This is a genomic window from Lysinibacillus sp. NPDC094177, from assembly GCF_050279145.1.
Taxonomy (GTDB): domain Bacteria; phylum Bacillota; class Bacilli; order Bacillales_A; family Planococcaceae; genus Lysinibacillus.
In genome coordinates this window covers 1-20,472 of the sequence record NZ_JBNNTW010000010.1, presented here as the reverse complement: position 1 = coordinate 20,472, position 20,472 = coordinate 1, and the positions used below count along the sequence as shown (strand labels likewise).

Below are 20,472 nucleotides of genomic sequence, written 5' to 3'. Positions count from 1 at the left end.
TTAAGCCTCTCCTTGCTGTATCGCTTGTAATGGTTCAATCTTTCTAATTTGTAGTCCTGAAATTGTAGCCCCAATAAATCCAATAATAAGGAATACTATCGATAATTGCGTCGTTGTCGCGATTGTTAAAGAGAAAGGCATCCCTTGTGGTGCTACCATATTAAATGCTTGGCTAAAGGCTACAGACAAAATAAGTGAAATAACTGTAATGATGGTCATCTGTGTCCAGATCAATTGGAATAACTTACTTGTTTTCAAACCAATAGCTTTTAAAATTCCGTATAAGCCAATTTTTTGAACGTTCATCATATAGAAGAAGATAGCAAACAGCATCCCACTAATGACTACTAAAAACCAAACAATCATATTTAAAGACATTTGTTCTGCATTATAGCTTGGAATTGTATTAAGAAACCCTTTATTTGAAAATGATTCTAATCCAGCAAATTCTTTTGAAGAATCTCCGTTTGGTACGAAAATCATCTGCATTTCATCAACACGGTAAATTTCTTTATAATCCTGTTCATTAATATAGGCAACAGGTGCATGACTATATTTCTTTTGGTCGACAAATCCTTTTACTACAAACTTGCCACTAAATTGATTATTCGTTAATGTATCTCCTACTTTAATTCCTTTATCTTTCATTGAACTATCTAATACGACTTCATTATGTTTCACATTTTCAAATAAATCTGACTCGGTAGATGTAACAAAGGCAACGCTTTGTTGCTTATTGTCCTTATCATTTAAAAAGCCCATTTGTAATGAAAAAGCTACTGCATCTTTTTCTTTGCTCAATATATCATTTTGTGTACTGCTATCTATTTTTGACAGATTATAAGTTTGATCTGCATCCTTATTCATATAAAATTGACCTTGTGGTAAATCCTTGATTAGAGCGGCATTATCTTGTGACAATCCATTCGCCAAACCAGAAATAATAAAAGTTAAAAAACTAACTAGAAAAACAATCGAACCTAATATTAAAAATCTTACTTTATTCTTCTTAATTTCTTTCCACGCAAGATTCATAGTTAACTCCTCCATTCCTTTTTACATCCTTATCATAAAATCCTTAAATGAACGGAAGATGAACTATTCATTAATTATGAGATATTTTTAACAAAAAAAGCTCATAAACCTTTTCTTTTTTAGGTTTACGAGCTGATTGAATATTAATCATTATTGATAGTAGGCTTTTGACAGATCTATTGGCCATCTAAACGAATGACAGCTTTTTTATGATATTTTGGAGTTTCCTCTAATTTTGATTCGTACAAAATCACTTCTTCAACTAGAAATTTTGGAAGCTGAAAATTTCTTTCTATTAATGCTTCGAACGGAAATTTCCCGCATGCTTCATCCCATTTTCTTGCAACAGTTATATGGGGTGTAAAGGGCTTCTTATCTAATTCAAATCCAGCCTTCAGACAATCTCGATCTACTATTTCTCTCACAAAATTTAATTGCTGCGATTCGAGCAAATCAGCCCATAAAATTCTTGGATACTCTTTTCTTCCAAAAGTCTTGAACTCCTGAATTATTAATTCGAATGAAGGAACATTCAAAAGATTTTTCCGCGTTTCATCTACTACGGCCTGCAATTGATCTTCATCTGCATGACCTAAAAAAGCCAATGTGATATGATAATCTTCCTGATGAACCCATCGTTTAAAATGAAAATCTGTCTTCATTTTTTCACATCTCACTTTAAGAGCTGCTTTAATATCTGAAGGAAGTGGAACTGCAATAAAAAAGTGTCTGTTCATAATCATACCCTCTCTATTCATCGTAAATGCTACTTAACAGGCATTATGTCTTTTCCTACTATAATTTAATCATTACTACTCACGCTAAAGCCGCGAAGACTACCCAGGTAAAAAGAAAACATTCTTTCCATTTAAATAACCCACTTTGCTTTTTAGCTGAGTGGGCCATAACCTTCATTTCTATTCTTTCACACTTTATAATGCTAACATGTAAAGAGAGGTGGTCTAAATGGAACAACAAGATTATTACCAAAATTTGCTAAAAATGCTTTGTAAAGCACACAATATTTCTCCTCGAAAACCTAGATTTATTGAAATTGAAGATATTGTTTCTATTAATGTTAAAAATCATTTGAAAGAAGGAGTAGATTTAGGATGTTTTAAAATTCTAAATCTCATTTATCAAACTGTTGGACCTTTGGGTATAAAATTTAACCAGCAATTGCTTTTATACCCGGGTGGAAATAGATTGGATAGAGTAACAGTAACCTTTTCCAAAAAGGAATATATAGTTTTAAACAAAAAATTAGAAACTGGTGAAATAGATTAATGGGTAGCTTAATGCTACCTCTTTATTTATTACCCCTCCAAAGATACTCTTTAAAGTAGTCTATGAAAGATATGAAATATTCTAATGCTTTTATAACTTTTTCAAGATAGTATAACTTCATTCACTACACTTTCATACCATATGCTTCCATTACAAGTGCGATTTTGATCCACCAAAAGGACCTTAATTTTCTATGGTGTAGACTTCATATATCGTGGTGTAGTACCTATAGGATTATGACTTGGGAAAGGCAGATGATCATTGTTCGTTACCCAGCCACCAAAACGAAATGTAAATTCCACTCGTGCGTCTGTATTCTGTGTATCAATATCTCGCATATAGTCTTTCAATCTATTTTCTAGGTAATTCGGTGTGATGAAATCTGCATATGGTATAGACTTTAACTCATGAAAAGGCAACAAATAGGCTTCAATAAGGGTATTGAGCTCATCATATTCAACAGGTGCTAGTAGCTCATAGTCATATTCAATATGAATTACCGTTGTATATTTTTGTCCATTCTGTTTATGCACAATTTCAATCGGGTATTGGTATCTTGCTTCAGTTCCAATGACACCCTCTGAAAACACATCACGATAGAGCTCTTTGTTTATAGTAGGCTCAGGTGGCACAGTTATTCTATCACTCATATTCTTTGGGTAAATAATAAATTTGTCTGTTGCAAAGTAGCCTCTTGATGCACCATTTAAAATGGATTCTTTCATAAATGTTTCGTCTAAATAGCTCAACGGCTTACTGGAAATAGCAAATGCTGAACTGACAGCCATTCCACCTGTTGTAAGTAAAATTAATAGTGCCATCACAACGATTCCTGATTTCTTCTTACTCATATCCATAATGGAGAGTATTCTCTTTTTTAGAATTTGTGTACTTCCTAGAAAATTTGTAGAAAAAACACCTTCTCCTCTTTTTAATTTCTCAGCATGTAGTATCGTCTGACTATACGTTTTTCTAAGTTGGATGTCAGTATTTTTTACTACTTCCTCATCACAAGCGTGTTCACAAAGGTTGTCCAGTTCTTTAGCGAATAGATAGAACAATGGATTGAACCAATGAATACTACTAATCAACAATACAAAAGCTTTATACCATAAATCCTTTCGTTTTAAATGAACTAACTCATGCTTCAATATCAAGTTTAGTTCTTCTTCTCGATAAGAATTATTAGATAGCCAGATAGTATTTTTAGTAAATCCCACTAACATGGGGGAATGGATAAAGCTACATTCTTTCAATGCGATTTCCTTAGTGATATTCATTTCGCTTTTAACTTTTTCAAGCAAATGAAGGGTTTTCGGTTCAGTTATCGTTTGCCCCCATCTTTTCACCATGTACATAAATCGATAATGTTTTACAAGATGAACTGCCAAAAATACAACGATTCCTAAAATCCAAATTATCATCACCATCTGCCAAACAGAAAGTGCTGTCACTGTATCTACGGATGAGGACACAAGCGTTATCTGACTACTGTTAGTTGGAACAGGTTCTTTAGATGGTATTTGCACCGATTCTGATAGATTGACAACTGGGGTCGATATATTGATTGTAAATGGTAAAATAAAGCCTACAAGGATAGCAAGCCAGCCATAATAAAGCCATCTAGCACTGTATCGTTTTAAAAGGAAAGGCGTTACAGCTATAAAAAGTAGTCCAATAAAGGACATAACTACTGATTTAAAGAATAAACCTACCATGATACTGTGCATATTAATCCCTCTTTTCTTCCACCCATTTAATTAATGATGCTAAATCTTCATTAGAAATAGTATCGGATTTATAGAGTGTACTCACTAAATTCATAAAGGAGTTTTTATGATAGAGCTTCATAAAATGCTCTGTTTCAAAACTTAGATATGCACCTTTTTCTACTATAGGGTAATAAAATCTCTCCTTACCTTTTTTCTCACTGCGAAGAAATCCACGTTCAGTTAATCTTTGCATAAGGGATACTACGGTTTGGATTTTCCAACCTTTCTCATTTCCTATTTCTCTCATTATTATACCTGTAGTAATTGGAGGATTACTTTCCCAAACTATCTTCATAATCTCAAATTCTGATTCAGGCAATTTTTTCATATTTACTCACCCCTTTTTCATTTAAGTCAATTGTCTTAACCGTATAATACATCTGTCTTAAATGGTTGTCAAATTTTATTAGAGATGGAGCTATATGATTCAAACGTCAATTGTTATCCCAATAGCCATTGCATTCTTTGTTCGAGGTTGCAGAAATAAAGTTATTAAAAAGTTATAAGAAAAACACCCGAAATACAAAGAATCAAGGGATAGAATAAATCAATCAATTGAGGAAGGTAGACTTGTTGAAGTTCTAAAGAATGGTTTAGAAAGTATTGAGGTTGAAAAATAATCCTTAGGCGTATAGAGAGGGAAATTACACATACATCTATGAGTTACTGATATCACAATCAATTTGATAACGTTTGACCGCTTCAATGCAAATTGAAACGATCATTTTTTTGTCCATTTACTTTCGGAAATGCAAAAAGCTCATAAACCCTATCATATCAAGGTTTATGAGCTTCTTAACTTTTTAATCGTAACGTAAATTAAACTAATGATACCGGTGGTCGGGGTCGAACCGACACTCCAAAGGAACACGATTTTGAGTCCCCACTCTTTATCTCCGCCACACCGGTACATGACTATTCTACGTTCATTTGACTTGGCTTTTAATCGCCTCATCCGATTGCTTTTAATTATGAGATAGAACCGTATTTTTGTCAATTCGGATGATTTCCCACCCTTTTAATTTCCCTTTGGAGACTTGTCCGTCATTTCTAAGAGCTTTTCCAAAAGTGCTGTTACTTTTTATCAATCCGAGTTCCAAAAATTTTCTTACACCATCTGCCCCACTAATAAATTCATATTTTAGATTCCCTTCAAAATAGCAATAAACTTTACCTTTGCTACAATTCACCGCAATTTTTCTTTTATGTTTTCTTCCAAGATTCTTTCCTTTTAGTGATTCCGAAATTTTCTTTGCTGATTCTTTAGTATGTTTTTTTCCTTTAAAGCCTACATTATTTTTACTAATACGCTCTTTAGTCTTCTGACTTCTTTTCTTTCCAGTCTGTACCTTCCTCTGTTTTTCAATATATTTTTCATATTGTTCTGTAGTCATATATTGGATAAAGTTTCCGCCAGTTGAAGAATAACTTCCATTATAAAAATCTGAATTCTCAACAACTGAATTTGTTCTTAAGTAATATGATTCTTTTTTACGGAGCTCTTCTTCTGAATTGGCATATTCCAATATTATTCTTTCAAAATTATTTTCGCCATATACTTTTATGTCTTCGATCAATTCACTATTACTACCATAATAACCATCATTCAAATCCTTAGTTGTGTGCTTACCAATGTACTTCTTTCCGTTTAATTTATTTGTTGTCATATAAACAAATCTATACATAAAAAATCACCTCGATTATTTATATCGAGGTGATCTAAATTGTAAATATAAAATAATTAAGACTTAAAGTCTTTTTAATATCTAGAAAGCACAAAAGTAATTTTATGGTAAAATATATCTTAAAGCATTATTACTAAGGAGGTATGTATTTGAACAGTTTTATTGTAAACTCATTGAATGCTTTACAAGGTCGTCTAGATTCAGAAAATTCTCTAGTAATTCAGGGAGAACAAGGCTATATATATAATGTGAAATTTGAGTTTAACAAGCCTGCATCAAATGAAGAAATAGAGAGTTTTGCTAAAAAAACAGGATGGCATCTCCCAGATGACTATAAAGAATTTCTCCTTAAACATAATGGGGCTTTTCTCTTTTCAGATATTAAATGTGGAGGTGGGTATAAACTGCTAAATCTCGATGAAATTCATCAAGAACACGTAGAATACCTCGATTACGTACCTAAAAATTGGTACCCTATTGCTACAGATAATGGAGACTATCTATTTATCGACTCCTCAAAAGTTGAGGAAGGACAACGAGATTATTTAATTCGTTATCAAGGTGATGAACCTGTAGAATATGCTTTAAAATTAAACATGAACTTTGAAACATGGCTAGACAAATTAATTGTTTGTCAAGGATTAGAGTTTTGGTTATGGAAATAGAATTAAAATCACCTTGTTTGAATGAATGCAAGGTGGTTTTTTGTATAATAAAATAGATATTTTATTATCATTTTACAAGAATGCTCTACCTCTTATTGAAGTTAAGCACCCGTTAGCCCTCCATGTAGCGCAAAAACCATTCGCCACACCACAGAAAATGAAGATGATTAAGTTCTTTCATGGGAGTTTAATAAGAACAGCGACGCTTCTTCATATATATGATGCTTTACTACATTAAGCACAAAAGACTTCCCAAATACGATTTTGGTAACGGGGTTGGATTATAATAGCATGGGAATGAAAATTGCCAAATGACGCTTTGGAAAGGTTTTTACTTCATAAAGGATTTTTGATGCGCCCAAACAGAATCAGAAGGACATCAATGCAAGCATTTAAGAGTGAATTGATGTCCTTTCTTAAAAGCTAATAGATTCCTCTACTAAAGGCTGGCTGCCAAACTCCTTGTGCATTTTTCTCCATACTTAGCTCTGTTTGTGTTCCTTCAATAGAAATAAATTTTACAACTCCGATTGTATTTGTTTGTTGCTCAAACTCTGCATTTTCTAACCCCGCAAAGAGGTTTGCAATAATAATGCGATTTATTTCCTCTGTAAACAACTCCTGACGTACAATTTTCGTTTTCTCATAATATCTTCGAACACTTTCTGTTTCTTCGTTAATATTTGTTGTAAACAATGCTTCATATGTTTCATAATCTTTTTCAATATCGCTCAATAAAAACATTTTAGTAATCGCTTGTGGTGTCATATTTTTTAACTTTTCAACATTATAATCCGTTTTAAAGGCATCAAAAACTTGCTGCTCCTGTTCAGTCAATTTAAATGTTAGCTCAAAATTTTGGAATCCTACGACCTTACCTACTAATTGCCCTTCATTAATTTTCATAATCGTGTGGCCTTCGTCATTGTCATAAACAACAAGTTCTTTTTCTTTCGTAGCAATCGATTTGTCAATGAATGGCTCTGGCTTTGTTCCCAAATTATGAAATAAGTAAGAATTATTAAATGGGTCATTGATATCCTCATTTTTTATTTGCTCATTTAATCCATGAACTTTTAATGTGGTATTATCTACTAAAATTTGCCCTTGATTCATTGTTACATTATCATTACCTAATCCTAATACAGTTGAAACTACAAGCCCATCAGTTCCATAAAAGGCAATATAATCTCCATACGTAATCGTGGCTTCCTTATCGATAATCATCGGCAAAAAATGCAGCATCCATTGTTCCCCAAGTAGATAGGCATATTTCGGTTCAATTACCTCTAAAGAGGAAACATCATCGACAATCGGTAGTAGCTCATTTTGCTGACTAGCTGTTTGTAGGTTATTCTTTTGAGAAAATTCAACTAATAGCATTAACCCAATAATTAAACAAGCTGCAATAGATACTGAGACGACCTGCCAGTTACATTTTCTTATTATTGGTTTAGGTTGCAATATGCGTTGCTTTATGTCGTTTGTAAATGGAGCATCTTGTCGCAATTCTTCTTTTAGTTTGTCTTTAAATTCCTTCATAAAATATTGCCTCCAGTTCCTGATTTGTTTTCAACAATTCTCTAGCTCGACGAATCCTTGTACGAACGGTGTTTTGTGATACATTTAATAAACTTGCAATTTCAGAAACATCAAATTCTTCATAATAAAACAGTATAATGACTTCCCTATAATGAAGTGGTAATGCGAAGACAATTTGCTTTAAAGTTGTATAATCTTCAGTTGATATATAAGTTTTCTCCACTGATGGTTCAGTTCTGCCTAGTGGTAAAAGTTTTGAAATAAATGATTTTCTCTTTTGTTTTCGTAGTTCATCATGACAACAATTAATAGCGATACGAGTTAAATAGGTTTTCAATGAAGCATCATTCCTAAAATCGTCTTTATGTAATAGATACTTCATTAGTACGTCCTGTGTAACTTCCTCTGCAAGCTGAAAATCCTTCATATACAAATAATTAAGATGATATAAATATTCACCATATTGTTCTACGATTTGTTCCAACGACAACTCACCTCGTTTCAATCCTACTACTTAGACGCTCGTTTCCCAAAAAATTGTTCAATCTCCTGAAAATATTTTTAGAATAGCCTTTTTATATTTACATTTTAAGTGCTTACTTAAAAAAGATTGCTGTTTTAGCAGTATTTGATGCTACTTATAGTCATTTAGATGATGCAACAGTTGCCTATGTATTATTCCAACTTCAGAATGTTGAGTTAGGGGATAATTGGTTATAGAAGTTTAAGTGTTACAGTATAAACTTAATTTAAAAATTAACCTAAATAAAACGTTTCCAAATAAAAATTTGGGAATACACCAATAAAGCCCGAAGGTTGAACACAAGTTAAACATCATTGTTGAACTAACCTGCCAGTTAGTTGAATAACAAAAATCAGTTAAAAAGCAGTCAAAATTTAGAACTCTCTTAATGGGTAGCTTAATGCCACCTTTTTTCCACTTATAGTAAGCTGTGAGACGAATCGAGATGGGTAGTCATACATTGTGGTTCATTTCGAGGGCTTAAATTCATCTATAGAAGTTAACAAATTTTCCATAAAACGTTATATATGTTTTGAAAATAAGAGTTCAATAATGTTTAATTAACCACTCTTTTTATCTATGTAAAACTTAAACTTTGTATAATGATGTTAGCTGTGACTTGTGTATAAGAATATTGATATAATAGTAAGCACTTAGAAGGAGTCGGAACTAAGTTTTTTACTTACAAAGGACAGTTGAATCAAGCTAAATGAGATGAGGGTGAGGAGTTTGAGTTCTATTTCAATGCCAGAATTTATGGTTTCATTATTTGTAATGGTTGGAACAGTAGCTGCTGCGATTGCAGCATGTATGAGTTCTATAGAAGCGCAAAAAAATTCAGAAATTACCCGTAAAATGTTAGAGCTTCAACAAGAGAAAGAAGTTAACGATGTTAAACCTTGCTTACTAATTCTTGAAAAAGATGTTGAAATAGAATTTAGAAAAGAAGAGATAAATCCAATACATACTTACAATTGGGATACAAAAGAATACACGCTTACGGATAAACCTTTTTCAGAAAAAGTAAACATCGATATTGTAAATATAGGAAAAGGTTTTGCAAAGGATGTTACATGTTATTTCGAAGTGAATAATTTACCAGAGTGTTTAGAACAACTTAGTCATAAAGATAAAAATTCTTGGTATGAATTAATCAATATTGGATGTTGCATTAATAATAAAAAGGAAGTATTAGCTGTTGATTTTTATATAAAAACTCAAACAAGAGATTATGCATCGAGTAATGAATATTATATTAAATCCAGTATTCCACAAAGGTTTTCAATAATTAATAATGGTATTAATCAAGAGAAATACAAATTAAATCTACCTTCAGCATTTATAGTTTATATAAATTATTTAATTAGCACATTGTCCCTAAGTATCGCTGATTATTTACCCAAAAAATATCCCTCTATATCAATGATAATAAACTACAAAGATATTGATGATAGAGAATACGAAGAACGATTTAATATTTTTATTACCAAATTTAATAAAGGAACTAAAGAAAACGGCTCATTAAGTTATGGACGGTTAAGATTAGAATCAAGAAAAATCACTAATTAGTTCTACATATTGGATATTTTTAATAGAAGGTAAGTTTGTTTGAGGTGACTGTTGAATTGAAGAGGAAAATTAATTAAGTAGATTAAGATAAACGACCTTTTGTCCGAAACTACTTTAAATCCAAATCATATCCTTTTTTTACTTTTATTAACAAATATGTAAACTAAAATTCAACTCCAAACGGCGATTTGGGACGTTCATAAAAACCGAATCGTCCCATGTTATCCCCGTAGATTTTGTGTTTTTTTCTACGAAGGTAGGCGATACTCTTTACATCATCTAAAAATAAAGCAAAAAAAAATGAGCTCACTAATTTTCCAATACTTTGTATGTAATGTACTAATTAATGAGCTTTTATTTAGTAAAACTTTCGAATAAATCCATAGGAAACTTTCTCAACACCAATACTATTTAACCTACTATTTACTTGGTTTAAAATTGTAATACGATCTTTCTTAATACCTCTGCTTCGTAATAAATTTATATAATCCTTAGTGATGATCGTTGCTGCATTGATTCTATATGCTGCCTCACCAACATCTTCTCTTATTTTCTCTAAGTACTTTAATTTGTCTTGCATATAAAGCATTACCCCTTTGTTTCGCCCACAAATAATTCTAGTGTATCTAACCACTAATAACTATGACTTACCCCTTTCGTCATAACCATAATTAAATAGTAAAAAAGAGAGCAGAATCTTCTACTCTCAGAACTTGTGATTTATTTCTCTTAGGCAAATTATCATTACTCAGTTACTGTCAACTTAGCAAGTGCATGAGGATTGTATACTGCCCCATCCGCATAAATATCATATAAGAAGAATTTCGTACCTGCTAAAGCTGTTTGTGAATCCTCAATTAAACGAATTCCCTGCGCTTGTTTAATCATTAAAGCATACCCTTGTTCTATGTTACCGAAAACAATCGGAGTAGTACCAGGAAGTGAATCAGTGACAAATACTTCTGCACCAAATAGTGTTCGTGTTGGACGACCATTAACAATACCATTTTGCATGTAGTAATGACCTGCAGCATCTTTTAATTGTGAAATCACATTAAAGGCAGATTTTTCAACAATAAATACTACCCCACTTAAGTAATCGGGATGAACAGAATTGTAAAGATCCAATAAGTAATCATATGTGATGTTATTTACTGATGTAGGTACTGATACCTCATGAATTTCTTGATCATGAATGATTCCTCTGAATTCTTCTGATGAATTGCCAGTTAAAATGCTCTTTTCTGCCACTTTAACAACACGACGAGCCAATAAATTAGCAACATAGTTTACGATATTAATTGCAGAATCATTGATTAATTGATTCGTTAGCTGAATAGCAGCACCATATCGCTTCTGTTCAAGTTTAACTTCTTTTAGTGCTAAAGCTCCCTCAATAACTTTTTTTCCTTCTCCCACAAAACTAGCTTGAAATGCAAATTCATCTTCACGAGCAATTTTTAAAGTACCGCTTGTAGAAGGGAATTTCATTGCACGAGCAAAGACTGGAGAAATGTCTTCCATCTTTTGAACAACTAAATCAGCAACATTTTCCGGAATTAAACTTGCACCTTCATTTGTTGTTTGTAAAGCGCGATTTTCTCGAATAATTGAATTAAACTCTGCGTAATCAACATTTCGCTGCTTTTCTTTTAAATCCTTTTTATTTTGCGTATATCGATATTCTTCCATTTTCATATTTGTAATCTCCTTTAAGGAATTATTGTATTTTTCATTTTCTCTAACTACTACTTCATTAGGAATTTCAGCTTCTTCAACAACATCAATCCCTCGTGCTGCAATAGTTGATTGAGAATAAGCCGGGTCCTTTACCACTGATACTTCAAATAATTCAAGCTCTTGAATTACACGCTCATATAAATTAGGTTTAATTAGCTTCCAATCGTCTTTAATTGTTCTGAAACCAAAAGACATATTTTTTAAAATACCTGAATTAATTAATTCATAATAATCTTTCCCCCATGATGTAGGAGTAATAGTTGCTTCCATATAAAGTCCTTCGCCATCTTCATGAAGCACTAAAGAATGATTACGAGTTGACGCAAGAATCTTGTTATTATCATGTTCAGCAAGAAAATCAATGTGATGTTCAACTTTGTTTATCGATCTTTGAAAAGCACCTTTTGCAATTTTCTCTTTAAATCTCTTCATCGTTCCAATTACATTACTTAATTGACCTGTCTTATTGACATAACCAGAGACGGTTAATGTTTTATTTTTATTAGCACGTAAATTGGTGCTTTGAAATCGAAGCTCCATTTTATCCATTCTTTACCTCCAAAAAATTAAATTCAATACACTTACGAGTCAAAAATAAAAGACGCATCCCCAAAGGATACGTCTTACTATTTTTCACTTGAACAACTGAATGGAATACTCTGAACTAGAGTACTGAGTGAATTGCTTGGAAAAGCACTCTCTCTATATATAATATATACAACTCGGAGTTTTAAGACAGATTTGCTCCCATTTTTAAAAAAATAAAACATAATGCTCTATTAAGTAATTTTTAACAATATGCTTAGCTATGAAATAAGATAGTAAGTTCTTCTTTTATTATTTACTTCTTTTCTTTTCGTTTTCATTTGATATTGTTGATTATTCAATAAATCTTTAAACTTTTTAACGGTTATGAAATGGTTCCTTGTATCCTTTATATTTAATTCAACAATGATTGCTTCGACTTCATCTTTAGATAGTAATTTATTCAAATATTTTTCATCTAAATTTAACTTTATTTCAGGTAATTTTTGATCTTTAGTTCTTACAATTAATAAATCAATATCATGACGGATTCTTCCCCGAACTTGTATTTGTTGAGTTAAATTAGTTGTATTAATAATTGCTAATTTCATATCTTTATCATAAATATTGATACCTGTTTCTAAAGCTCGATTCATAATTAATACATTATAAGGTGCTAATAGCTCTCCTGTTTTGATAAGGTGGTCTCGAACATCAAGTTGTTCTTTAGTCATTTCATAGTGTTCATTTTTTCTACTCCAAATACAAATCGGTTTAAGATTTTTTTTTACGCACATTTTTTCAAGATTTTTCATTACCGAGATTTCTCTTGTGAATATTAAACATTTAAGGTTTGAATATTTGAAAGCTTGCTTATATTCATCAAGTTGAAATTGAAATTGGGATAAGTGATTAATATAGGCTTCACCCTTATTCACATATCTCATAATTTCTTTACTTGTTGAATAATCATAAATAGAAAATGTCTGAGAAAGTTCTGTATGCTTTTGCTCTAGCACTTTCAGGTAATAAGGTGTCGCAGTAAAGTAAATAATTTTCGTATTTGAATATTCTTTAAAAAGTTCTTTTATAACATGGGATAAATCAGCATCATCACCGAAAGATTGATAATCAATTAAATTATGGATTTCATCGCAAAAGATTGTATTATAATTATGGACAATATTGTTATTATATCTCACTTTGCGACCGAACTCTTTATAGCACATTACTTCTATAGAAAAACTATCACATCCAATTAATTCTTTTCTGTTGCTAAATGTTCTGTTTTTTGTTTCAATGCTCGCTTTTAAATTTTCGTTATCACAAAGATATAAGTATTCTCCTTCTTTAATTAAATCATTAAAGATGTAATGGGTTTTACCACTACCTGTAGGAGAAACTATTAGGGTATTATTTTCTAGCTCCATATCCTTTAAAATTTCACTCAAATATTTTTTCACTTTTATATCTCCAATCATATATTTCGTATTAGATATTACTTATATCTGAAGAAACAGAAACGTAAATAATACGATACATATTTTTGAAGAAACTATTTTAATCATCTTAAAGAGTATATCTCTGAGGTTGTTTCTAAAATACTAGATAAACTGCGCCGTTAGTTGAGTAAAAATAAGAGCTGTCTATACAGCTCATTATTCTTCAAGTAAAGTCTCCGTTAGTTCAATATCCCTTGCTCTTTCCATTGGTCGAAATACTTTTGATAACCCATTTCTTCAGCAGTCATCGTGTATTGAGTAGCTTCCAATTTAAAAGTATGAGAACCCGACAAGGCTTCATAAGTCGGATTCCCTTCTACATCCCCGAAAAGCGTTTCGAATGTATTCACATCCACTGATGCTGTCGTTCCATTCTCGTAGGTTTCACAAAGAATGAAATCAACCTCTCCTTGTTCTGTATGCCCTTTAAACATTAAACCTGCTTCTTTTAATGACAAATATAATTGTTTCATACTCAACCTCTGCTTTCACCGAAAAATAAATTACCTTATTATACCAAACTACTTACGTCAGTTGAAGAAGAATTTGTTCCACACTGCTTAAGACACTTAAATGTAATTTAATACATATATAGGTAATGTGTTGAGTATTATAGTTTTGGAAGGGGGATATAGATGAAAAAAATAATTGGTACAATTCTATTTAGTGGTTGTGTTTTATTAGTTCCTAACTCAATCTTAGCAAAAGAAACTAACACAGAAATGTTTACAGGTAAAGATACTGGCACTACAGGAAATGTAATTCAAAAATTCGAAGCAGATAATGGAGATTTAAAAGAGACACTAAAACTCGAGATGGCTAAAGCGACGAAGAAATATAATGCAGATTCAGCTGTAGCAATATTAGAAAGTCCTGCTGGTATTGAATTTTATAAATATGAAATAGAAACAGATGAAGTGGATTTAGCTAAAAAATATAGTTCCATTGCAGTAATATTAACTAATTCTAATGAAAATAAAGTTATTAAATTTGAATCACTTAATGGAGATATAACTTTTGAAGAGGTTCAAAAATATTTAATTTCAGGATTAGAGAAAAAGTAATAAATCAAATTTCCTGAAGTTTGTTACACAATAAGATTACAAATAAAAACAGAGTTTGATTTCTACTTTGTAGAATCACTCTGTTTTTTAAAATTAAATTGGCACTATAAATTTTTCGGTACTTAGTTCCTTTATCTTTGTTATCCAAACACTAATGATTGATTTTTCGCTCTGCTCAAATCAATCATTCCCTCAGAAAGTTGATTGAGCTAACGCCCAATCAATTTTCCTCGAAGATATTATTTCTTTAGTTCTCTCAAAATTATAAAATGGACACAAATTGAACATTGAATATATACCAATGTCTGAAATCTGTCCTCTTCATTCTAACAAGCTCCATATGAGCTTTTCCGATTTGATTAATAAAGAATATCAATCAATATCTTAAAAGCCTATATGGAGCTTTTTCGTCCTTATTAGAGCTATTCAAATTAATAATCAAAAATTAGTCCGGAATTTTACCAGAGAAAAAAGATTAACTCTTTTCAATTATTTCCTCATGTTTAAAACCCTTCCATTCTGTTCGTAATTCTTTCCATATTTAAAATTAATTCTTCGTAATATTTTTCCCTACTTATTGCTTCGATTTCCGCTAGTTGTACTTCTCTTTCTCTTCGCATTTCTTCAATACTTTTAAGTCTTCCATTTTGGTCTTCAAAACCAATTAGGTCTAGATCATGTTCCGAAATAAATGGTCGTCTTAATTGGTACTTGAAATATTTTAAAATGAATTCTTCATATTCTAACCAGGCATCATCATTTGCTGTTTTAAAACATGCTTCTCCAGCTCGTTTCCAACCATCACTTTGGAATCGATAGAATAATTCCTGCAACTCCCTTAATGTCTCTATTTTCGTTTTGTAGACGTGTCCTGCTGGATATAATCTGTATTCATAACTTTTTATTAAAATTTCCATTTAAATAACCTCCGTAGTTTTGATTTTCTTTCACTGTTGTTATACCTACTAGACGAAAAATGTAAATCAAATGATTGAAAAAATTTCCGTTTAAGCGAAAATTTTTTCATGGATATGTATTTCTATTAAATTGAATACAAAAAAGCCCCACGAGCTAACGTGAGGCCTTTAGAGCGTATTGTATAGGCGATATGACAAGAGCTTTATTTTGCTATAAACTTCAACTTAATTTCTATTAGGTCTTTTTCCAACTGATTTACCTTATTTATAATATAAGCAGCTTCTAATCGAAAGTCTTCATCTTTTACACCAAGATTTTTGTTAATATCATAATATTTATCATACATTAGACTAAGTAAATCGATTCTCTCTCCGTTATCCATATTGTCAATCGCATTAAGTATCTCCTTAGCAGACATTTGTTCACTTTGTTGCTTTCCTACTTGATCATTTTCCATTTTAATTCTCCCCTTGAAAAAATAACTGCAATCAGAAATATCTTTGCAGTATGATAACCTTGATGTTGCTCTTTTTTCTATCAGCCTATACGAATATTATTCCAGTTGAACGGATGCTCAAATTGCGTCATATTGCATTTTGAGTCTCAGGTAATATTACTTATAGAATTTTCTCCAAAAAGCTTGTACGGTGGATTCTCGTCATCATCGGCTATATTATTAATAATATTCTTATGGATATAATCACCCATAATAATTATTTCCCTCTAAAAAAGAATCATTTGTCTCCCAGTGAATGTAAAAAATTTACTCAAAGGGCATTTGGTGCCCTCTATTATACATAATAGTGTTTTTAAAGACTTGTGTTTAATAGTTTTAAGGAAAGCCTTATTATTCAAAACACACTTCAAACAAATTGTTTACCTTTCTTCAAGCCAATTGTAAAAGCCTGTTGGTAGGTTACTCGGGGATGATGAAGCAACTGTAATTTCTTTCATAACTTCTTGATATTCAGTATATTCCTCAGACCGTTTGTAATCAGAATTATTAATTATTCTTTCAAGACACTTAAAAGCAAATCCACTTAATTTACTTCTAGGAACATTTTTATATCTCCCACTAGAAATTGTGTCATCAACAAATTTCTCTATCAACGTATTCCATTGTTTCTTATTCCATCTACCAACTGCGAATTTAGAATAAAGATTATTACATTCATTCGTTAATAAAGTTTTAAACTCATCTTCTGAGATAAATTCAGTTTCAGTTGTTATTGGTTCCAGTTGTTTTGTTTCTAAATCATTCTCATTAATCCCTAGTAAGGGTTCCTTGTAATTACAATTTAAATTATCTTTAATATTTTTATATTTTTCTTTTTTATTTTTCTTTTTAATATTCGACACCTTTTGGCAAGTATTGTCATCACTTTTTGGCAAGTCTAGTCTTTCCCTTTGGTCAAGATTGAGAGTGCTACTTGAAGGTGATGATTTAAGATTTGATGGTGTATTCAGTTCTTCCCTTTTGTCAGAACTGGAAAGCAGCTCTTTAACAATTTTATCTGTAATATGGAAATGTCTCTTTTGTGGAACTCCCATGTTTCTGGTTTCAATGTAACCAGATTCTTCTAAATCTTTAATAGCTTTCATTTGCTGTTTGTAAGAAAGTGCTGTTTCCCCCTCTAAGGTCTCAATTGTAAGGAAAAAATATTCTTTTCCATCACGAACAGTTAACATACCTTTGCTTCCAAAACTTTCATAGCTTGAACATAATTGCCCAAAAATAATCGCTCCATTAGCTGACACCTTATGAGCTAGTTCCTTGTTGTACATGACAAAACTTTTGCCACTTAGAATAGACATTAAACTCAAATTCATTTCTCTTCTCCTTTTGACATAACAAAAGAAGACATGCTAAAATTTTTATAGCAGAGGTCAATCTTCTGTGTGTTATTGAGGGGTTTTGGACCGCGAATCCACCCCTCTTTTATTTATTATAAACAGCAAACGCACGTTCGTAAAATTAAAGTTTCAATTTGTTTATTGTGCTATATTGCTTAGCTTTTGCTTCTAAGTCACTTCCCCAAAGTCTTACATATCTTTTAGTTACCGTTAAATCGCTGTGACCTAAAAGAGCTGCCAAAGAGAAGGCGTCAATGCCTTTTAAAATAGAACGTTTAGCATATGTGTGTCTCAAAATGTGAGGGCTGAATTGTTTCTTGATATTTGCTAATTTTCTATACTTCTCAAATCTGTTCTGTATTCCTCTCTCTTTAAATTGCTCATCATCGACATTTACGAATAGATACTCAGTTTCTAACATCCCTCGAAGTCTCAAATAAACATTTAATTGTTGCAATGTCTTTTTACTCAAGTAGACTGTTCTCTCAGTCAAATTCTTAGTCTCTCTTACAATTAGTTCGCTTCCTCTAATATCATTTACTTTGATTCCAACTAATTCAGAAAGACGGATACCTGTATCAAGCATTAATATAAAAATAGTGATGTCTCTTACTCCAACAAAGGTATTTTGGCTTCTAATAGTTGCAGCAATTTTTTCAATTTCTTTATCATCTAATGTTTCAATTGCTCGCTGGCGATCCCTAAGTTGCTTAATATCAGAAATTGGATTTTTAGTAATTAAATTTTTCTTATCTAAAAAATTGAAGAATGATTTTAGTGCTCTTAAACGAGTATTGATACTAACTGTTTTTATTTGCTCTTTTAAATGTAAAATAATCTGTTCTACATCATTATTTGTTAGTTCAACCATTTGTTTGTTTAAATTCAGTTCAATCATTGTTTTTTGGATGGATGATAATTCACTTCTGTAGTATTGAATAGTGGCTGGTCTTAAATTCTTTAAATGACATTCTTTCTCGAATTTTCCGAAAGCTTCTTCATCAGTAATTTGAATCCTTGTTAAAATTTTTTCTTCTAATGAAAGTTCTCCTCGTCGTCTTCCCATTTCATCACCTCATAAGATTCATCACATAAGATTCTTGCGAATTTAATCGTACGAGGACAAATAAAAAAGACCTTCAACATGAACGTTGAAAGTCTTTAGTATCAAGGTTTCTCGCCTTGATTATGATACCGGTGACCAGGGTCGAACTGGTACTCCAAAGGAACACGATTTTGAGTCGTGCGCGTCTGCCAATTCCGCCACACCGGCATAATGGAGATAAAAAAAATCGGATAAACCGATTAAGTGATAAATTATGGAGGCGGCAACCGGATTTGAACCGGTGATAAAGGTGTTGCAGACCTGTGCCTTACCACTTGGCTATGCCGCCATAATAATTGGAGCGGAAGACGAGGTTCGAACTCGCGACCCCCACCTTGGCAAGGTGGTGTTCTACCACTGAACTACTTCCGCAAAAAAATGGCTGGGGTACTAGGATTCGAACCTAGGCATGACGGAATCAAAATCCGTTGCCTTACCGCTTGGCTATACCCCAACAGTAAAATATATAAATGGGGCGACTGAAGGGAATCGAACCCTCGAATGCCGGAACCACAATCCGGTGCGTTAACCACTTCGCCACAATCGCCATTGTTATATTGTATTTATTAATTTTATTGAAAATGGGGCGACTGATGGGAATCGAACCCACGAATGCCGGAACCACAATCCGGTGCGTTAACCACTTCGCCACAATCGCCATAAAATTAATTGGCAGGGGCAGTAGGAATCGAACCCACACCAAAGGTTTTGGAGACCTCTATTCTACCGTTGAACTATGCCCCTATTAAAATTAAAACTGGTGGAGGGGGACGGATTCGAACCGCCGAACCCTAAGGAGCGGATTTACAGTCCGCCGCGTTTAGCCACTTCGCTACCCCTCCGGGAATACATGGTGCCGGCGATAGGAGTCGAACCCACGACCTACTGATTACAAGTCAGTTGCTCTACCAACTGAGCTACACCGGCAAAAAAATATGGTGGGTCAGGACGGAATCGAACCGCCGACACTTAGAGCTTCAATCTAATGCTCTACCAACTGAGCTACTGACCCATATTTTTAAAAAATGGCGGTCCCGACCGGGATCGAACCGGCGATCTCCTGCGTGACAGGCAGGCATGTTAACCGCTACACCACGGGACCATTTTGGTTGCGGGGGCCGGATTTGAACCAACGACCTTCGGGTTATGAGCCCGACGAGCTACCACTGCTCCACCCCGCGATAATAAGGTGATTTATTTTAATAATGGTGGAGGATGACGGGCTCGAACCGCCGACCCTCTGCTTGTAAGGCAGATGCTCTCCCAGCTGAGCTAATCCTCCATCTGGGTATTAAATGGTGACCCCTACGGGATTCGAACCCGTGTTACCGCCGTGAAAGGGCGGTGTCTTAACCACTTGACCAAGGGGCCTTCGTTTGGAATGAAAAATCCTTAAAGTGCTGGCGGAGAGTAAGGGATTTGAACCCTTGAGACAGTGTTAACCGCCTACACGATTTCCAATCGTGCTCCTTCGGCCACTCGGACAACTCTCCAAGAATGGCTCCGAAGGCAGGACTCGAACCTGCGACAACCTGATTAACAGTCAGGTGCTACTACCAACTGAGCTACTTCGGAATAATTTTATCATATAGCCTAGCGACGTCCTACTCTCACAGGGGGAAGCCCCCAACTACCATCGGCGCTAAAGAGCTTAACTTCCGTGTTCGGTATGGGAACGGGTGTGAC

19 protein-coding genes, 17 tRNA genes and 1 rRNA gene are annotated in these 20,472 nt (G+C 33.0%); 4 read left to right on the top strand and 33 right to left on the bottom strand.

From position 1 onward, the window contains the following. Together ACQKNC_RS16015 and thpR are read right to left on the bottom strand one after the other, a co-directional pair. Positions 1–1,035, bottom strand: a complete 1,035-nt coding sequence (locus ACQKNC_RS16015; RefSeq protein WP_427425771.1) for an ABC transporter permease — start codon at positions 1,033–1,035, stop codon at positions 1–3. 176 nt (positions 1,036–1,211) lie between these two features. Then, positions 1,212–1,772: an RNA 2',3'-cyclic phosphodiesterase gene (thpR, locus tag ACQKNC_RS16010; RefSeq protein WP_427425770.1), complete on the bottom strand. Its 561-nt coding sequence runs from the start codon at positions 1,770–1,772 to the stop codon at positions 1,212–1,214. Positions 1,773–2,001: 229 nt separating this feature from the next. Here thpR and ACQKNC_RS16005 point away from each other — a divergent pair, with 229 nt between their 5' ends. Continuing rightward, positions 2,002–2,322 carry a hypothetical protein gene (locus tag ACQKNC_RS16005; RefSeq protein ID WP_427425769.1) on the top strand — a complete coding sequence of 107 codons (321 nt, stop codon included), beginning with the start codon at positions 2,002–2,004 and terminating at the stop codon, positions 2,320–2,322. Between the two features lie 191 nt (positions 2,323–2,513). On the opposite strand, the gene ACQKNC_RS16000 is transcribed toward ACQKNC_RS16005, so the two are convergent. The 4 genes from ACQKNC_RS16000 to ACQKNC_RS15985 all read right to left on the bottom strand — a co-directional run bounded on the left by ACQKNC_RS16000 (position 2,514) and on the right by ACQKNC_RS15985 (position 5,779). Continuing rightward, positions 2,514–4,052 carry a M56 family metallopeptidase gene (locus ACQKNC_RS16000; RefSeq protein WP_427425768.1) on the bottom strand — a complete coding sequence of 513 codons (1,539 nt, stop codon included), beginning with the start codon at positions 4,050–4,052 and terminating at the stop codon, positions 2,514–2,516. Between the two features lies 1 nt (position 4,053). Next, positions 4,054–4,422 (bottom strand): BlaI/MecI/CopY family transcriptional regulator, encoded by a 369-nt coding sequence (locus ACQKNC_RS15995; protein WP_427425767.1) that lies wholly within the window; start codon positions 4,420–4,422, stop codon positions 4,054–4,056. A gap of 503 nt (positions 4,423–4,925) precedes the next feature. Next, a tRNA-OTHER gene (locus tag ACQKNC_RS15990) sits at positions 4,926–5,003 on the bottom strand. A 56-nt stretch (positions 5,004–5,059) separates the two neighbouring features. Further along, on the bottom strand, positions 5,060–5,779 hold the full coding sequence (locus ACQKNC_RS15985; protein WP_427425766.1) for a hypothetical protein: 720 nt from the start codon (positions 5,777–5,779) through the stop codon (positions 5,060–5,062). 149 nt (positions 5,780–5,928) lie between these two features. Between ACQKNC_RS15985 and ACQKNC_RS15980 the strand changes: the two genes are divergently transcribed. Continuing rightward, the gene (locus ACQKNC_RS15980) at positions 5,929–6,444 is read left to right on the top strand and encodes an SMI1/KNR4 family protein (RefSeq protein ID WP_427425765.1); all 516 of its coding nucleotides are present in this window, start codon (positions 5,929–5,931) and stop codon (positions 6,442–6,444) included. A gap of 423 nt (positions 6,445–6,867) precedes the next feature. Here the strand turns inward: ACQKNC_RS15980 and ACQKNC_RS15975 are convergent, their stop codons facing one another. Together ACQKNC_RS15975 and ACQKNC_RS15970 are read right to left on the bottom strand one after the other, a co-directional pair. Beyond that, complete coding sequence (locus tag ACQKNC_RS15975) at positions 6,868–7,986, bottom strand: hypothetical protein (RefSeq protein ID WP_427425764.1); 1,119 nt, start codon at positions 7,984–7,986, stop codon at positions 6,868–6,870. Further along, positions 7,973–8,470, bottom strand: coding sequence for an RNA polymerase sigma factor (locus tag ACQKNC_RS15970; RefSeq protein WP_427425763.1), 498 nt, complete (start codon positions 8,468–8,470; stop codon positions 7,973–7,975). The genes ACQKNC_RS15975 and ACQKNC_RS15970 overlap by 14 nt, the downstream gene beginning before the upstream one ends. Before the next feature lie 768 nt (positions 8,471–9,238). Between ACQKNC_RS15970 and ACQKNC_RS15965 the strand changes: the two genes are divergently transcribed. Next, a complete protein-coding gene (locus ACQKNC_RS15965; RefSeq protein WP_427425762.1) occupies positions 9,239–10,078 on the top strand; it encodes a hypothetical protein in 840 nt (279 codons plus the stop codon). A gap of 358 nt (positions 10,079–10,436) precedes the next feature. Here the strand turns inward: ACQKNC_RS15965 and ACQKNC_RS15960 are convergent, their stop codons facing one another. From ACQKNC_RS15960 to ACQKNC_RS15945, 4 genes are all read right to left on the bottom strand, one after another. Further along, positions 10,437–10,658, bottom strand: a complete 222-nt coding sequence (locus tag ACQKNC_RS15960) for a hypothetical protein (RefSeq protein ID WP_427425761.1) — start codon at positions 10,656–10,658, stop codon at positions 10,437–10,439. 164 nt (positions 10,659–10,822) lie between these two features. Further along, positions 10,823–12,367, bottom strand: a complete 1,545-nt coding sequence (locus tag ACQKNC_RS15955; protein WP_427425760.1) for a phage major capsid protein — start codon at positions 12,365–12,367, stop codon at positions 10,823–10,825. Between the two features lie 257 nt (positions 12,368–12,624). Further along, a complete protein-coding gene (locus ACQKNC_RS15950; protein WP_427425759.1) occupies positions 12,625–13,806 on the bottom strand; it encodes a DEAD/DEAH box helicase family protein in 1,182 nt (393 codons plus the stop codon). Positions 13,807–14,024: 218 nt separating this feature from the next. Next, positions 14,025–14,318 (bottom strand): hypothetical protein, encoded by a 294-nt coding sequence (locus tag ACQKNC_RS15945; protein ID WP_427425758.1) that lies wholly within the window; start codon positions 14,316–14,318, stop codon positions 14,025–14,027. Positions 14,319–14,480: 162 nt separating this feature from the next. Here ACQKNC_RS15945 and ACQKNC_RS15940 point away from each other — a divergent pair, with 162 nt between their 5' ends. After that, positions 14,481–14,909: a hypothetical protein gene (locus ACQKNC_RS15940; protein ID WP_427425757.1), complete on the top strand. Its 429-nt coding sequence runs from the start codon at positions 14,481–14,483 to the stop codon at positions 14,907–14,909. 503 nt (positions 14,910–15,412) lie between these two features. Here the strand turns inward: ACQKNC_RS15940 and ACQKNC_RS15935 are convergent. The 21 genes from ACQKNC_RS15935 to rrf form a co-directional block, all read right to left on the bottom strand. Then, positions 15,413–15,826 carry a hypothetical protein gene (locus ACQKNC_RS15935; RefSeq protein WP_427425756.1) on the bottom strand — a complete coding sequence of 138 codons (414 nt, stop codon included), beginning with the start codon at positions 15,824–15,826 and terminating at the stop codon, positions 15,413–15,415. Positions 15,827–16,029: 203 nt separating this feature from the next. Beyond that, positions 16,030–16,284 carry a hypothetical protein gene (locus ACQKNC_RS15930; RefSeq protein ID WP_427425755.1) on the bottom strand — a complete coding sequence of 85 codons (255 nt, stop codon included), beginning with the start codon at positions 16,282–16,284 and terminating at the stop codon, positions 16,030–16,032. Between the two features lie 419 nt (positions 16,285–16,703). Further along, on the bottom strand, positions 16,704–17,657 hold the full coding sequence (locus ACQKNC_RS15925; protein ID WP_427425754.1) for a hypothetical protein: 954 nt from the start codon (positions 17,655–17,657) through the stop codon (positions 16,704–16,706). Positions 17,658–17,802: 145 nt separating this feature from the next. Further along, a complete protein-coding gene (locus tag ACQKNC_RS15920) occupies positions 17,803–18,747 on the bottom strand; it encodes a tyrosine-type recombinase/integrase (RefSeq protein WP_427425753.1) in 945 nt (314 codons plus the stop codon). 126 nt (positions 18,748–18,873) lie between these two features. Further along, positions 18,874–18,954, bottom strand: a tRNA-Leu gene (locus ACQKNC_RS15915). Between the two features lie 47 nt (positions 18,955–19,001). Next, positions 19,002–19,075: transfer RNA gene (locus ACQKNC_RS15910), tRNA-Cys, on the bottom strand. Positions 19,076–19,083: 8 nt separating this feature from the next. Then, positions 19,084–19,158 (bottom strand) — tRNA-Gly (locus ACQKNC_RS15905). Between the two features lie 7 nt (positions 19,159–19,165). Next, a tRNA-Gln gene (locus tag ACQKNC_RS15900) sits at positions 19,166–19,240 on the bottom strand. A 17-nt stretch (positions 19,241–19,257) separates the two neighbouring features. Beyond that, positions 19,258–19,333, bottom strand: a tRNA-His gene (locus ACQKNC_RS15895). A 35-nt stretch (positions 19,334–19,368) separates the two neighbouring features. After that, a tRNA-His gene (locus tag ACQKNC_RS15890) sits at positions 19,369–19,444 on the bottom strand. A gap of 12 nt (positions 19,445–19,456) precedes the next feature. Next, positions 19,457–19,530: transfer RNA gene (locus ACQKNC_RS15885), tRNA-Trp, on the bottom strand. Positions 19,531–19,544: 14 nt separating this feature from the next. Further along, a tRNA-Tyr gene (locus tag ACQKNC_RS15880) sits at positions 19,545–19,628 on the bottom strand. 9 nt (positions 19,629–19,637) lie between these two features. After that, positions 19,638–19,713 (bottom strand) — tRNA-Thr (locus tag ACQKNC_RS15875). A gap of 9 nt (positions 19,714–19,722) precedes the next feature. Next, positions 19,723–19,798, bottom strand: a tRNA-Phe gene (locus ACQKNC_RS15870). Between the two features lie 14 nt (positions 19,799–19,812). Then, positions 19,813–19,888 (bottom strand) — tRNA-Asp (locus ACQKNC_RS15865). Positions 19,889–19,892: 4 nt separating this feature from the next. Further along, positions 19,893–19,967, bottom strand: a tRNA-Met gene (locus tag ACQKNC_RS15860). Positions 19,968–19,992: 25 nt separating this feature from the next. Continuing rightward, positions 19,993–20,068 (bottom strand) — tRNA-Val (locus ACQKNC_RS15855). Positions 20,069–20,082: 14 nt separating this feature from the next. Continuing rightward, positions 20,083–20,157, bottom strand: a tRNA-Glu gene (locus ACQKNC_RS15850). A gap of 30 nt (positions 20,158–20,187) precedes the next feature. Beyond that, positions 20,188–20,279, bottom strand: a tRNA-Ser gene (locus tag ACQKNC_RS15845). 5 nt (positions 20,280–20,284) lie between these two features. Beyond that, positions 20,285–20,361, bottom strand: a tRNA-Asn gene (locus tag ACQKNC_RS15840). A 16-nt stretch (positions 20,362–20,377) separates the two neighbouring features. Then, positions 20,378–20,472, bottom strand: a 5S ribosomal RNA gene (rrf, locus tag ACQKNC_RS15835); the annotation flags it as partial.